The organism is Pseudomonas grandcourensis (assembly GCF_039909015.1).
Lineage (GTDB): Bacteria > Pseudomonadota > Gammaproteobacteria > Pseudomonadales > Pseudomonadaceae > Aquipseudomonas > Aquipseudomonas grandcourensis.
Genome location: NZ_CP150919.1, coordinates 5,278,073 through 5,292,037 on the forward strand (window position 1 = coordinate 5,278,073; position 13,965 = coordinate 5,292,037).

General features: G+C 62.0%; 13 protein-coding genes. 7 read left to right on the plus strand and 6 right to left on the minus strand.

Annotation, left to right across the window (positions count from 1 at the left end):
* Window positions 1-10 precede the first annotated feature (10 nt).
* From relA to AABM52_RS23615, 5 genes are all read right to left on the minus strand, one after another.
* The gene (gene relA, locus AABM52_RS23595) at window positions 11-2,254 is read right to left on the minus strand and encodes a GTP diphosphokinase (protein WP_347908355.1); all 2,244 of its coding nucleotides are present in this window, start codon (window positions 2,252-2,254) and stop codon (window positions 11-13) included.
* Window positions 2,255-2,376: 122 nt separating this feature from the next.
* Window positions 2,377-3,729 carry a 23S rRNA (uracil(1939)-C(5))-methyltransferase RlmD gene (gene rlmD / locus AABM52_RS23600; RefSeq protein WP_347908357.1) on the minus strand — a complete coding sequence of 451 codons (1,353 nt, stop codon included), beginning with the start codon at window positions 3,727-3,729 and terminating at the stop codon, window positions 2,377-2,379.
* Window positions 3,729-4,631: a cysteine synthase CysM gene (gene cysM / locus AABM52_RS23605; protein WP_007997169.1), complete on the minus strand. Its 903-nt coding sequence runs from the start codon at window positions 4,629-4,631 to the stop codon at window positions 3,729-3,731. Before cysM ends, rlmD begins: the two co-directional genes overlap by 1 nt.
* Before the next feature lie 168 nt (window positions 4,632-4,799).
* Window positions 4,800-6,221, minus strand: coding sequence for a sensor histidine kinase (locus AABM52_RS23610; protein ID WP_347908359.1), 1,422 nt, complete (start codon window positions 6,219-6,221; stop codon window positions 4,800-4,802).
* A complete protein-coding gene (locus tag AABM52_RS23615) occupies window positions 6,211-6,930 on the minus strand; it encodes a response regulator transcription factor (protein WP_347908361.1) in 720 nt (239 codons plus the stop codon). The genes AABM52_RS23610 and AABM52_RS23615 overlap by 11 nt, the downstream gene beginning before the upstream one ends.
* A gap of 215 nt (window positions 6,931-7,145) precedes the next feature.
* Here AABM52_RS23615 and AABM52_RS23620 point away from each other — a divergent pair, with 215 nt between their 5' ends.
* The 4 genes from AABM52_RS23620 to AABM52_RS23635 all read left to right on the plus strand — a co-directional run bounded on the left by AABM52_RS23620 (window position 7,146) and on the right by AABM52_RS23635 (window position 11,903).
* Window positions 7,146-9,899 (plus strand): response regulator, encoded by a 2,754-nt coding sequence (locus AABM52_RS23620; protein ID WP_347908363.1) that lies wholly within the window; start codon window positions 7,146-7,148, stop codon window positions 9,897-9,899.
* 95 nt (window positions 9,900-9,994) lie between these two features.
* Window positions 9,995-10,987 (plus strand): 2-hydroxyacid dehydrogenase, encoded by a 993-nt coding sequence (locus AABM52_RS23625; RefSeq protein ID WP_347908365.1) that lies wholly within the window; start codon window positions 9,995-9,997, stop codon window positions 10,985-10,987.
* 77 nt (window positions 10,988-11,064) lie between these two features.
* Window positions 11,065-11,499 carry a hypothetical protein gene (locus AABM52_RS23630; protein WP_007988765.1) on the plus strand — a complete coding sequence of 145 codons (435 nt, stop codon included), beginning with the start codon at window positions 11,065-11,067 and terminating at the stop codon, window positions 11,497-11,499.
* Window positions 11,499-11,903, plus strand: a complete 405-nt coding sequence (locus AABM52_RS23635; RefSeq protein ID WP_347908367.1) for an META domain-containing protein — start codon at window positions 11,499-11,501, stop codon at window positions 11,901-11,903. Before AABM52_RS23630 ends, AABM52_RS23635 begins: the two co-directional genes overlap by 1 nt.
* A gap of 54 nt (window positions 11,904-11,957) precedes the next feature.
* Here the strand turns inward: AABM52_RS23635 and AABM52_RS23640 are convergent, their stop codons facing one another.
* Window positions 11,958-12,425, minus strand: coding sequence for a TlpA disulfide reductase family protein (locus AABM52_RS23640; protein ID WP_347908369.1), 468 nt, complete (start codon window positions 12,423-12,425; stop codon window positions 11,958-11,960).
* A 114-nt stretch (window positions 12,426-12,539) separates the two neighbouring features.
* Between AABM52_RS23640 and arsC the strand changes: the two genes are divergently transcribed.
* From arsC to AABM52_RS23655, 3 genes are read left to right on the plus strand one after another with little or no spacing between them, the layout of a single operon-like run.
* Window positions 12,540-12,893 (plus strand): arsenate reductase (glutaredoxin), encoded by a 354-nt coding sequence (arsC, locus tag AABM52_RS23645; RefSeq protein ID WP_347908371.1) that lies wholly within the window; start codon window positions 12,540-12,542, stop codon window positions 12,891-12,893.
* A complete protein-coding gene (gene wrbA / locus AABM52_RS23650) occupies window positions 12,890-13,486 on the plus strand; it encodes an NAD(P)H:quinone oxidoreductase (protein WP_046043016.1) in 597 nt (198 codons plus the stop codon). Before arsC ends, wrbA begins: the two co-directional genes overlap by 4 nt.
* A 1-nt stretch (window position 13,487) precedes the next feature.
* On the plus strand, window positions 13,488-13,913 hold the full coding sequence (locus AABM52_RS23655; RefSeq protein ID WP_150754060.1) for a DUF2069 domain-containing protein: 426 nt from the start codon (window positions 13,488-13,490) through the stop codon (window positions 13,911-13,913).
* Window positions 13,914-13,965 lie beyond the last annotated feature (52 nt).

Below are 13,965 nucleotides of genomic sequence, written 5' to 3' on the forward strand. Positions count from 1 at the left end.
AAACATGCCATCACGGCGTACGGTTACGCCGGGTTTCGATGATGTTCGGCAACTGAGAAATCCGCCCCAGCAACCGCCCCAATGCATCCAGCCCCGGAATCTCGATGGTCAGGGACATCAGCGCGGTGTTGTCCTCCTTGTTCGAGCGGGTGTTGACCGCCAGCACGTTGATCCGCTCGTTGAGCAGCACCTGCGACACGTCACGCAGCAAACCGGAACGGTCGTAGGCGCGGATGACGATGTCCACCGGGTAGGTGAGCACCGGCACCGGGCCCCAACTGACCTGGATGATCCGCTCGGGCTCCCGCCCGCCCAGTTGCAGCACCGAGGCACAGTCCTGGCGGTGAATGCTCACGCCACGGCCCTGGGTGATGTAACCGACGATGGCATCCCCAGGCAGCGGCTGGCAGCAGCCGGCCATCTGGGTCATCAGGTTGCCGACGCCCTGGATCTGGATGTCGCCGCGCTTGCCCGGTTTGTAACCGGTGGCCTTGCGTGGAATCAGCTCAAGTTGCTCGTTGCCACGCTCCGGCTCGACCAGTTGCTGCGCCAGGTTGACCAGTTGCGCCAGGCGCAAATCGCCGGCACCGAGGGCGGCGAACAAGTCCTCGGCGGTTTTCATGTTGGCCTTGTCGGCCAGCTTGTCGAAATCCACCGCCGGCAGGCCGAGGCGATTGAGTTCGCGCTCGAGCAGGGTTTTACCGGCCGCAACGTTCTGGTCACGGGCCTGCAGCTTGAACCAGTGAACGATCTTCGCCCGTGCCCGCGACGTGGTGACGTAACCCAGGTTCGGGTTCAGCCAGTCACGGCTTGGGGTGCCGTGCTTGCTGGTGATGATCTCGACCTGTTCACCGGTTTGCAGGCTGTAGTTGAGCGGTACGATGCGTCCGTTGATCTTGGCGCCACGGCAGTTGTGGCCGATTTCGGTGTGCACGCGGTAGGCGAAGTCCAGTGGCGTCGCGCCCTTCGGCAAGTCGATGGCGTGACCGTCCGGGGTGAAGATGTAGACCCGGTCCGGCTCGATATCGACCCGCAGCTGTTCCGCCAGGCCACCGATGTCGCCCAGTTCTTCATGCCACTCGAGCACCTGACGCAGCCAGGAGATTTTCTCTTCGTAGTGATTGGAACCGGATTTGACGTCGGTGCCTTTGTACTTCCAGTGTGCGCAAACCCCAAGCTCGGCCTCTTCGTGCATGGCGTGGGTGCGGATCTGCACTTCCAGCACCTTGCCCTCAGGCCCGATTACCGCGGTGTGCAGCGAGCGGTAGCCGTTTTCTTTCGGGTTGGCGATGTAGTCGTCGAACTCTTTCGGGATGTGCCGCCACAGGGTGTGGACGATGCCGAGCGCGGTGTAGCAATCGCGCATTTCCGGCACCAGCACGCGAACGGCACGCACGTCGTAGATCTGGCTGAACTCCAGACCCTTGCGCTGCATTTTGCGCCAGATCGAATAAATGTGTTTGGCCCGGCCGCTGATGTCGGCATCGACACCGGTGGCCTGCAATTCGTTTTTCAGCTGGCTCATCACGTCGCTGATGAAACGTTCGCGATCCAGTCGCCGCTCATGCAGCAACTTGGCGATCTGCTTGTACTGGTCGGGCTCCAGGTAACGGAAGGACAAGTCTTCCAGTTCCCACTTGATATGACCGATACCCAGGCGATGGGCCAGCGGCGCGTAGATGTCGAAGACTTCCCGGGCCACACGGTTGCGCTTTTCGTCGTCGGCGGTCTTCACCGCACGGATCGCGCAGGTGCGTTCGGCCAGTTTGATCAGGGCGACGCGCACATCGTCGACCATGGCCACCAGCATCTTGCGCAGGTTTTCCACCTGGCCCTGAGTGCCCATCACCATGGATTTGCGCGGGCTCAGGCTGTCACTGATCGCCGCCATGCGCTGCACGCCGTCGATGAGCTTGGCGACCACGGGACCAAAGCGCTGGCTGACGGCCGGCAACTTGATCTGGCCTTCGCGCACGCCTCGATACAGGATCGCGGCGACCAGTGAATCCTGGTCGAGTTTGAGGTCGGCGAGGATCTCGGCGATCTCAAGCCCGGTACGGAAAGTCGAGTTACCTTCCGACCACAGATTCTGTGCCGCATTGGCTTGTTGTTCGGCCTCGCGAGCGTACTCGCAGGCTTCTTTCAAGGCTTCGCGATCCAGTGCCAGATCGACACTGACCGCATGATCGAGCCAAGCCTCGAGATTGATACTGCCGTCGGTGTTGATCGGCTGGTGTGCTCTCACCTGTACCATCTTGCTTACCTTCCCTACGACGCAGATTCAATGCGTCAAATCGCTGACCTTCGTTGCCCGTGCGCCCACATCGGGCTGGGTGCGCGGCTGCACGGGCGGGCCAGTCGGACTAGACGAGCATCCTAGCTCGCTTCAAATAACGCCATGGCCTCGACATGTGCCGTTTGAGGAAACATATCGAGAATCCCGGCACGTTTTAACCGGTAGCCCTGCTTGATCAATTCGACCGTGTCGCGCGCCAGAGTTGCAGGGTTGCACGACACATACACCAATCGTTCGGCGCCCAGGCTCCTGAGCTTGCGCACGACCTCGAAAGCACCGTCACGCGGTGGGTCCAAGAGTACCGCACAAAAGCCTTCGGTGGCCCATTCGGCGCCTGTCAAAGGCTGGGATAAATCGGCCTGAAAAAACTTCGCGTTATGCAGATTGTTGCTAGCTGCATTCGCCGCGGCCCGATCGACCATCACCTGCACGCCTTCGACCGCCACCACTTCACGAGCGGCCTTGGCCAGCGGCAAGGCAAAGTTGCCCAGGCCGCAGAACAGGTCGAGTACGCGCTCATCCGCTGTCGGCTTCAGCCAGTCCAGTGCCTGGGCGACCATCGCTTCGTTGACGGCGGCGTTGACCTGGATGAAATCCCCGGGACGATACGCCAGCTCCAGATCCCACTGTTCAAGACGATAGCCCAACGACTGATCGGCCTCGACCGGTTGCGGTTCGCCGTCGCCATGCAGCCATAACTGGGCTCCGTGGAACGCACAGAATTCCTTGAGGATGGTCAGGTCGGCATCGGACAACGGCGCCATGTGCCGCAGCAACACGGCCAGCGTCGAGCCGCTGAACAACTCCACATGCCCAAGTGCCTGGGGTTTGCTCAAGCGCCGCAGCATTTCCGGCAAGCGGGCCATGATCGGTTGCAAGGGCTGTACCAGCACCGGGCAATCATCGATGCCGACGATGTCCTGGCTGCCGGCGGCACGGAAACCGATTTCGAGTTTTTTCGCCTTCATGTCCCAGCGCACCGCCACGCGGGCGCGACGCCGGTAAGCGAACTCCGCACCGCTCAATGGCGCCGCCCACTCTTCGGGTTCGACGCCCGCGACCCTCGACAACTGCTCGGCAAGCATCCGCTGTTTCAGGGCAAGCTGTTCGTTGTGGGGCAGATGCTGCACGCTGCAACCGCCGCAGCGGCCGGCATGGGCGCACGGTGCCGGGCGGCGCAATTCGCTGGCCTTGAACACACGTTCGGTGCGCGCCTCGACCACTTTGCCGTGGGCACCGAGCACGCGCGCCTCGATCTCTTCACCGGCCAATGCGCCGATGACGAACCAGGTCCGGCCTTCGAAAAACGCGATACCGCGACCGTCATTGGCCAGGCGCTCGATGGTCAGGCGCTGCTTTTTGCCAGTCGGGACTTGCGGGGCCTTACTGCCGCCGGTGGGCTGGAAGCGCAGGCCTCTTTCATGTTTGGCCATCAGTTGGGCGCGTCGAAAATGCCGGTCGACAGGTAACGGTCGCCACGGTCGCAGATGATCGCGACGATCACCGCGTTTTCAACTTCTTTGGACAGACGCAGCATTGCCGCCACGGCACCGCCCGAGGACACGCCACAGAAAATGCCCTCTTCGCGGGCCAGACGACGGGTCACGTCTTCGGCTTCGCTTTGGGCCATGTCGACGATCCGGTCCACGCGGTCGGCCTGGTAGATCTTCGGCAGGTATTCCTGAGGCCAGCGGCGGATCCCCGGGATCGCCGAGCCTTCCATCGGTTGCAGGCCGATGATCTGCACGTTGTCGTTCTGCTCCTTGAGGTAGCGCGACACGCCCATGATGGTGCCGGTGGTGCCCATGGAGCTGACGAAATGGGTGATGGTGCCCTGGGTCTGGCGCCAGATTTCCGGGCCGGTGGTGGTGTAGTGCGCCTCGGGGTTGTCACCGTTGGCGAACTGATCCAGTACCTTGCCGCAACCTTCGGCTTCCATCTTCTGCGCGAGGTCACGGGCGCCTTCCATGCCCTGTTCCTGGCTGACCAGAATCAGTTCGGCGCCATAGGCCGTCATGGCCGCCTTGCGCTCGGCGCTGGAGTTGTCCGGCATGATCAGGATCATCTTGTAACCCTTGATCGCAGCGGCCATGGCCAGGGCGATCCCGGTGTTGCCCGACGTCGCCTCGATCAGCGTATCGCCGGCGTGGATCTGCCCGCGCAGTTCGGCGCGGGTGATCATCGACAGCGCCGGACGGTCCTTGACCGAACCCGCCGGGTTGTTCCCTTCGAGCTTGAGCAATAGGGTATTGCTGGTGGCGCCGGGCAGGCGCTGCAAACGGACCAGCGGAGTGTTGCCGACGCAATCGGCGATGGTTGGGTACTGCAAGGTCATGGCGTATTCGCAATCCAGACTGCGGGGGTGACTATCATACCGGCAAACGTTCCCAGGCCATATCACGCAAAGTGTGGTGCTTATGGCTAATGGGAATAAGCAGATATTTTGCGGTGAAGATCATGGCCTCTTCGCGAGCAGGCTCGCCCCCACAGGGGGCTGAGGTGATCACACGTTTCGCGGTTCAAACACGGTCAGTGTGGGAGCGGGCTTGCCCGCGAAGGCGTCGGCACTGGTGCTATTAACATCCGCCAATAACCGCATGTTCAGGCGCAACCCGGTCCCGGTGTTCTGCGCCCATAGCTGTCCGCCCTGACGCTGCACAGCGTTCCGGGCAATACTCAAGCCCAGCCCGAATCCACCATCCCCCGGTCGCGAACCGTCGAGTCGGGTGAACGGCAGGAAGATCCGCTCCAGATCAGCTTCCGCTACGCCACCGCCGTGATCTTCCAGCCACAGGTGCCAGAAATCGCCATCACGCCGTCCGCCCAATTGGACAATGCCTCCGGCCGGCGAATGACGAATGGCATTACGCAGAATGTTTTCCAATGCCTGGGCCAGGGTGTTGAGATGACCGCGAACCCAGCAGGATGAATCTACGGTGCATTGCAACTGCGTATCGGGCCAACCACTTTCATAGCAGGCGTTCTCCGTGAGCATTTCCCACAGGGCCTGGATCTGGATCGCTTCGTCGGGCAATCGGGTGCGCTCGGTATCGAGCCAAGCCAGTTGCAGCGTGTCTTCCACCAGACGCTGCATGCCATCGACCTCACGGCCGATACGTTCGCGCAATGGCTCCAGCCCCTGCTCGCTTTCACTGGCCACCCGCAAGCGACTCAGCGGAGTACGCAATTCGTGGGACAGATCACGCAGCAGTTGCTGCTGCAAGGCCACAGTGCTTTGCAGGCGCTCGGACATGTGATCGAACGCCCGACCCAACTCACCCAGTTCATCCGATCGATTGGTGGTCCGGGTCGACAGCCGTACGTTCAGTTGATCGGCACGCCAGGCATTGGCCTGCGCGCGCAAGTGATTGAGCGGCACCACCAACAGGCGATACAGCCCGACGCACAGCAGCAAGGTGAACAATCCCGGAATCACGCCATTGGTGATCACCCGCCAGAACACCCGGTAACGCCCGGGTACGAAGCGCTTGGGCAACTCGATCACCAGGCTGCCGGCGGACGGATCACCGGGAAACGGTATGCGCATCCACGGTTGGCCTTTCTTGTGGATTGGCCAATCGAGGCCGCGCAAAAAAGTCAGGCGTTCGACTTCCTTGTCCGTCAGCGATTGGTTGCTCAAGGACTGCAAATCACCGCCGATGACACCGACCCAGCCTTTTTCCCGCTGATGCATGCCTTGCAGCCAGTCATCGATACCGGCGCTCTGGCGCTGCCGCCACGCCTGCTCGGCTTCGGCGGCATAACCGGACAGGGTGCCGCGAGCCTCATCGGAGAGGAACTGGTTACGTTCCTCCATGTAACGGCCCCAGGACCAACTCAACCAGATCATCAGCAGGCAGAAAGCGACCAATAGACAAGCCAGCTTCCAGAACAGCGAATGTCTGCCCGGCAAGTTACATTTCATCGGTGGCGCTCAGGATGTAACCCTTGCCCCATACCGTACGCACTTCGCGCTCGGTGTAGCCAATGGCCTTGAGCTTGCGGCGAATCTGGCTGATGTGCATGTCCAGGCTGCGGTCATGGGCCGCGTAACCGCGCTGCAGCACCTGTTGATAAAGGAAGGCTTTGCTCAGTACTTCGTCGGCGCTGCGGTGCAGCGTCTCCAGTAACCGATACTCACTACGGGTCAGGCCAGCGGCCTGATGGCCATAAAAGACCTCGAAGCTTTCATCGTCGAAACGCAGGCTGTCCATCGACGGGGCCGGCACCGCGGGCGCGGGTCGGCGGTCGAGTGCCACGCGCCGCAGAATGGCTTCGATGCGCACCCCCAACTCCACCATGCTGAAGGGCTTTGGCAGGTAATCATCGGCCCCCAGGCGAAAGCCGCTGATGCGATCGGCCTCGGCACCGAGGGCCGACATCAGCAACACCGGAGTGGAATGGCTCTGACGCAATTGAGTCAGTACCGCCAGCCCATCCATGCCCGGCAGCAGAATATCCATCAGCACCACGTCGAAAGCTTCCCTGCGGGCAATGTCCAGGCCTTCCTGGCCGTTCTGGCACCAGGTCACCTGGAAGCCGCTGCGGTCCAGATGCTCATGCACGTAGGCGCCGAGCACAAGGTCGTCTTCGATGGACAGGATTCGGGGGAGGCCAGCAGTGATGGGAGTCATGACTATCTGCAAATAATTCTCAGTTAGGTGATTATTCAAGATTGCCTCGCCAGGGGCAACCCACGGTTTGTCCGTATCGCCAAAGAGTCGCCCGTGCCGACGAATGACGGCACCATTTTTACCAGGATTGCCCGCGAGCAAATCGCTACACTGCGCAAGTGGTGCATGGCGGATGCATGTACAGGTCTATAAATAGCGGGATGCAGGAGAGATGCGTGCTTAAGAAACTCGGAATCAAAGGCCGCGTGCTGTTGCTGACCCTGTTGCCGACCAGCCTGATGGCGTTGGTGCTAGGGGGTTATTTTACCTGGATGCAACAGGCTGACCTGCACATCCAGCTCATGCAGCGCGGCGAAATGATCGCCGAGCAGTTGGCGCCACTGGCGGCGCCCGCCATGGGCCATCAGGACAACGAACTGCTCGAACGCATCGCCACCCAGGCCCTGGAGCAAACCGACGTACGGGCCGTGACCTTCCTGGCCCCTGACCGCACGCTGCTGGCCCACGCCGGCCCGACCATGCTCAACCAGACACCCTCCGGCAGTGGTACACAGATGCTGCGCCGCAGTGGCAACGATGCGACCCGCTACCTGCTGCCGGTGTTCGGCAAACACCGCAACCTGGCCGGGGACGTGATTCCCGAAGAAGCCGACCGCCTGCTGGGCTGGGTCGAACTGGAACTGTCCCATAACAGCATGCTGTTGCGTGGTTACCGCAGCCTGTTCGCCAGCCTGATGCTGATCGCTGGGGGACTGACGGGTGCGGCACTGCTGGCCCTGCGCATGGGTCGCACGATCAATCGGCCGTTGAGCCAGATCAAGCAGGCCGTGGCCCAACTCAAGGACGGTCATCTGGAAACCCGCCTGCCGCCCCTCGGCAGTCAGGAGCTGGACGAGCTGGCTTCCGGCATCAACCGCATGGCCGGCACCCTGCAAAATGCGCAGGAAGAATTGCAGCACAGCATCGACCAGGCCACCGAAGACGTGCGCCAGAACCTGGAAACCATCGAGATCCAGAACATCGAACTGGACCTGGCGCGCAAGGAAGCCCTGGAAGCGAGCCGGATCAAGTCCGAGTTCCTGGCCAACATGAGCCATGAAATCCGCACGCCGCTCAACGGCATTCTCGGCTTCACCCACCTGTTGCAAAAAAGCGAGCTCACCCCACGCCAGCTCGACTACCTGGGTACCATCGAAAAGTCCGCCGACAGCCTGCTGGGGATCATCAACGAGATTCTCGACTTTTCGAAAATCGAGGCCGGCAAGCTGGTGCTCGACCATATTCCATTCAACCTGCGCGACCTGCTTCAGGACACCCTGACCATCCTCGCCCCGGCCGCCCACGCCAAGCAGCTGGAGCTGGTGAGCCTGGTGTATCGGGACACGCCGCTGTCACTGGTGGGCGACCCGCTGCGGCTCAAGCAGATCCTGACGAACCTGGTGAGCAACGCGATCAAGTTCACCCGCGAAGGCACCATCGTCGCCCGCGCCATGCTTGAAGAAGAACACGAAGACACCGTGCAGTTGCGCATCAGCATTCAGGACACCGGCATCGGTCTGTCGAACCAGGACGTGCGCGCCCTGTTCCAGGCCTTCAGCCAGGCCGACAACTCGCTGTCGCGGCAACCCGGCGGCACCGGCCTGGGCCTGGTGATTTCCAAGCGCCTGATCGAACAGATGGGCGGTGAGATCGGCGTCGACAGCACGCCGGGGGAAGGCTCGGAGTTCTGGATCAGCCTGAGCCTGCCGAAAGCCCGCGACGATGCCGAAGACCTGCCCTGCGCACCCTTGCTCGGGCGACGGGTGGCGGTACTGGAAAACCACGAGCTGGCGCGGCAGGCCTTGCAGCATCAACTGGAAGACTGCGGCCTCAGCACCACACCGTTCAATACCCTGGAAAGCCTGACCAATGGCGTCACCGCCGCCCATCAGACCGACCAGGCGATCGAGCTTGCCGTACTCGGCATCACCAGTAACGACATGCCGCCGGAACGCCTCAATCAGCACATCTGGGACCTCGAGCATCTTGGCTGCAAAGTGTTGGTGCTGTGCCCGACCACTGAACAGACGTTGTTCCATCTTTCCGTGCCCAACCCCCACAGCCAGCTCCAGGCGAAACCGGCCTGCACCCGCAAGCTGCGACGCTCCCTGTCTGACCTGGTCAATCCGCGCCCGATGCGCAGCGAACCGAGTGAACCGGTGTCCAGCCGCGCACCGAAGGTGCTGTGCGTCGACGACAATCCGGCCAACCTGATGCTGGTGCAGACCCTGCTCGAAGACATGGGCGCCAGGGTGCTCGCGGTGGAAAGCGGCTATGCCGCCGTCAAGGCGGTACAGAACGAGACATTCGATCTGGTGTTGATGGACGTGCAGATGCCCGGCATGGACGGTCGCCAGAGCACCGAGGCGATCCGCCAGTGGGAAAGCGAACGCCATTGCACACCGCTGCCGATCGTGGCCCTCACCGCCCACGCCATGGCCAACGAAAAACGTGCATTGCTGCAAAGCGGCATGGACGACTACCTGACCAAGCCGATCAGCGAACGGCAACTGGCGCAGGTGGTGCTCAAGTGGAGCGGCCTGGCGCTGCGCAATCACAGTCCTGAGCGTTCCGGCGATGGGCATGCTGGTGCCCATGACCTGTTGGTGCTCGACCACGAGGAGGGCTTGCGCCTGGCCGCCGGCAAGGCTGATCTGGCTGCAGACATGCTGGCAATGCTGCTGGCGTCACTGGAGGCTGACCGCGAAGCCATCCGACTGGCTCAGCAAAGCAATGACCACAACGCCCTGATCGAACGGGTCCATCGCCTGCATGGCGCGACGCGTTACTGCGGCGTACCGCAATTGCGCGCGGCCTGCCAACGCAGCGAAACCCTGCTCAAGCAACAGGACCCGAAAGCCAGCGTGGCACTGGATGAGCTCGACCGGGCAATCAATCGCCTGGCGGCCCAGGCGCGCATGAATGCTTGATGCAGCGCAATCGCGAAGGGCTGCCGGCGAGCTAACCTGACGACTGTCGAATGCCGGCTTGCTCAACGGCGCAGGCCACCTTCAAGGAGCACCGCATGCGTACGATTCTTTTCAGCAGCCAGAACTACGACCGCGACAGCTTTCTCGCGGCCAAGCAACCGGCCGGCATCGAGTTGCAATTCCAGCCAGCGCGCCTGAGCCTCGACACGGTGGCGCTCGCCCAAGGGTATGAAGCGGTTTGCGCGTTCATCAATGATGACCTCGGCGCGGCGGTACTCGAGCGCCTGGCCGCTGGAGGCACACGCCTGATCGCCCTGCGCTCGGCCGGTTACAACCATGTCGACTTGCCGGTGGCAAAGCGTCTGGGGCTGGCCATCGTGCGCGTCCCGGCCTATTCGCCCCACGCCGTGGCCGAACATGCGGTAGCGCTGATCCTCGCACTCAACCGCCGCTTGCCCCGCGCCTACAACCGCACTCGCGAAGGGGATTTCAGACTGCAGGGGCTGACCGGTTTCGACCTGGTGGGCAAGACCGTCGGCGTGGTCGGCACCGGTCAGATTGGCGCCACCTTCGCCAAAATCATGAGCGGGTTTGGCTGCAAGCTACTGGCCTATGACCCCTTCCCCAACCCTCAGGTCGAAGCCCTCGGCGCGCGCTACCTGAGCCTGCCGCAACTGCTGGCCGAATCGCAGATCATCAGCCTGCACTGCCCGCTCAACGAGCAGAGCAAGCACTTGATCAACCGCGAGTCCCTGGCGCACATGCAACCGGGCGCAATGCTGATCAATACCGGACGTGGCGGCCTGGTGGACACCCCGGCACTGATCGATGCCTTGAAAGACGGTCGCCTGGGTTACCTGGGGCTGGATGTGTATGAGGAAGAAGCGCAGTTGTTCTTCGAGGACCGCTCCGACCTGCCGCTGCAAGACGATGTGCTGGCACGGCTGCTGACCTTTCCTAACGTGATCGTCACCGCGCACCAGGCTTTCCTGACCCGCGAAGCGCTGGACGCGATTGCCACCATCACATTGAGCAACATTACAGCCTGGGCGGCGGGCACCCCGGAAAACCTGGTGACGGGAGACTGAAACAGATCGAAGGTCATCTGCCTGCGCGATGCGGCGTGCAAGCCCGTGCTAGCATATCGCGCATATTTGGAGGACCCATGGTCGAACACGATTTCCGCTACAGCCTGATGAACCCGCAACACACCCTCACTGAATGCCGCGCCCTGGTGCCGGGGCGTTATCAAGTCACCGGCAACGGTGGTTCGATTCGCAACAATGACGTGTTGGTCGTGACCCTCAAGGGTGCCAAGGACTTGTCCATGCGCCTGACCGTCGAAACGGTTCGCCACCTGATCAACCCGCCCGGCCAATGGGTCGCGGTGGCCAGTGGCCCGGTATTCGGCGAACTGGCCATTCACACCTGGCAAGTGAACTGTGACAGCTGCGCCAAAGAGCTGAGCTTTGAGTTCGCCGTCGATGCCAAGCTGGGCAACAAGGCCGAAAAACCTGCCGCCACCGCGCGAATTGCCGAGCTGGGCTGGACCACCGTTGGCGAGAAACACCTGTGCCCGAAATGCCAGGAGCCTGCGTGATGAAACGCCTCGCTCTGACCGCTATGGTCGGCGCCAGCCTGCTGGGCTGCGCCGCCGAGCCGGTGCAGCTTGAACACAATCGCAGCTACATTCTGGAGTGGATCGGCGAGCGGCCGTTGATGGACTACAGCCACCTGACCGTCACCCTCGGCGAAGACGGCCGGGCCTACGGCAATGGCGGCTGCAACCACTGGTTCGCGCCGTACACCCTCGATGGCGACAAACTGACTTTCGGCAAAATCGGCAGCACCCGCAAATTGTGCGCGCCGGCGCTGATGGAACAGGAAAAACGCTTCCTTCAAGCCCTGGAAAACGTCCAGCGCTGGGACGTCTCCCCGATCGAGCAGCTACGCTTCTGGCCAGCCGAAGGCAAGCCGCTGCGTTGGTGGCTTGAGGAGGGTTGATCCTCTTCCGGTGATCGCTCCCACGTTCTGCGTGGGAACGATCAGTGACTTCACTCAGTTTTTAGCCTGCAACGCCTCAAGCTTCGCCATCACTCCCGCCGCCGTCTGCTCACCCATCAATTGCTCACGCACCTTGCCCTTGTTATCGATGATGTAGGTCACCGGCAACGCCTCGCTGCGCGGCAGCTCGAACAGTTCGGAAGGGTCCTGGGCCAGCACGGTGAACCTGATCCCCAGTTTCTCGCTCGCGCCCTTCAGCTCTTGCCCCTGAACATTGTCGAAGTTAACCCCGAACACACCGATTTTCTTGTCCTTGAGTTGCTCGGCCAAGGCGTTCAACTCCGGTATCTCGGTACGGCAAGGCCCGCACCATTCTGCCCAGTAGTTGAGGACCAGCCATTTGCCGTCCAGTCGGTTGGCGGCGATCTTGTGGCCGTCCTGGTCGATACCATAGTCATTACCGCAGCCCCCCAGCATCAACGCTCCGATGATCGCCAATGCCGCTGCCAGTCGCCTTGTCATGTCGTGTTCCTTGTCAAAAATTGAATGCACCTGCGACCCATCGCCTCTCACGGTTCTGGATTGCGCGCTGCACAGTTAGAATAGCCGCCACCTTACGCAAGATGCGACCCGCTCATGACCGATCTGACGCTTTATCACAATCCGCGCTGCTCGAAATCCCGCGGTGCGCTCGAACTGCTTGAAGCCCGTGGCCTGACCCCGACCGTGGTCCGCTACCTGGAAACCCCGCTGGACGCCGCGCAGATCCAGAGCCTGCTGGGCAAACTCGGGATCAGCGCCCGGCAATTGCTGCGCACCGGCGAGGACGAGTACAAGACCCTCGGCCTGGCCGACAGCAGCCTGAGCGAAGTGCAATTGATCGCCGCCATCGCCGCCCACCCGAAACTGATGGAGCGACCGATTCTCGAAGTCGGCGACAAGGCCATCATCGGCCGCCCACCGGAGCAGATCCTGGAACTGTTGCCATGAGCGCACCGTACATTCTGGTCCTGTACTACAGCCGCAGCGGCTCGACCAACGAAATGGCCCGGCAGATCGCCCGTGGCGTCGAACAGGCCGGGCTTGAGGCCCGACTGCGCACGGTGCCGGCGATTTCCACAGAGTGCGAAGCCGTCTCGCCGGAGATTCCCGACGAAGGCGCGCTCTATGCCAGCCTCGACGACCTGAAGAACTGCGCCGGCCTGGCGCTCGGCAGCCCGACCCGCTTCGGCAACATGGCCGCGCCGCTCAAGTACTTTCTCGACGGTACCAGCAACCTGTGGCTGACCGGCGCCCTGGTGGGCAAACCGGCGGGTGTGTTCACCTCCACCGCGAGCCTGCACGGCGGCCAGGAAACCACGCTGCTGTCGATGATGCTGCCGTTGCTGCACCACGGCATGCTGATCACCGGCCTGCCGTACAGTGAATCGGCACTGCTGGAAACCCAGGGCGGCGGTACGCCATACGGCGCCAGCCACCACGCCGGTGCCGACGGCAAAAGCGGTCTGGATGCCCATGAAGTGGCGCTGTGCCGCGCGCTGGGCATGCGCCTGGCCAAGACTGCACAGAAACTGGAGAGCTGAGGTGGCCAAGAAGCCGAAGATCCTGCCCGCCCTCGAATGGCTCGAACCACGGGTCAAGGCAATGCGCGCCATCAGCCTGCTGTGTTTTTTCGGCCTGGTGGGACTGCTGTGTGTTTACTACCTGGCGATTGCCGACCTGCATGGGGCACGCCCCTGGGTGATCCTGTTGATCGAACTGGTGCCACTGCTGATTCTGGCACCGGGGATGATCATCGGCAGCCCTCGCGGGCATTCGTGGATGTGCTTTGTGGTGAACCTGTACTTCATCAAGGGCGCATTGGCTGCCTATGACCCGAACCGGCAAATCTTCGGTTTGCTGGAGATGGGCGCGAGCCTGGCGGTGTTTTGCTCGGCGTTGTTGTATGTGCGGTGGCGGTATCAGTTGAACCGTAAATTGGCTGGTGAGGGTGAGATTTCCGTCGCCTGATCTGACGCCTTCGCGAGCAAGCCCGCTCCCACATTTGATCGCATTTCAAATG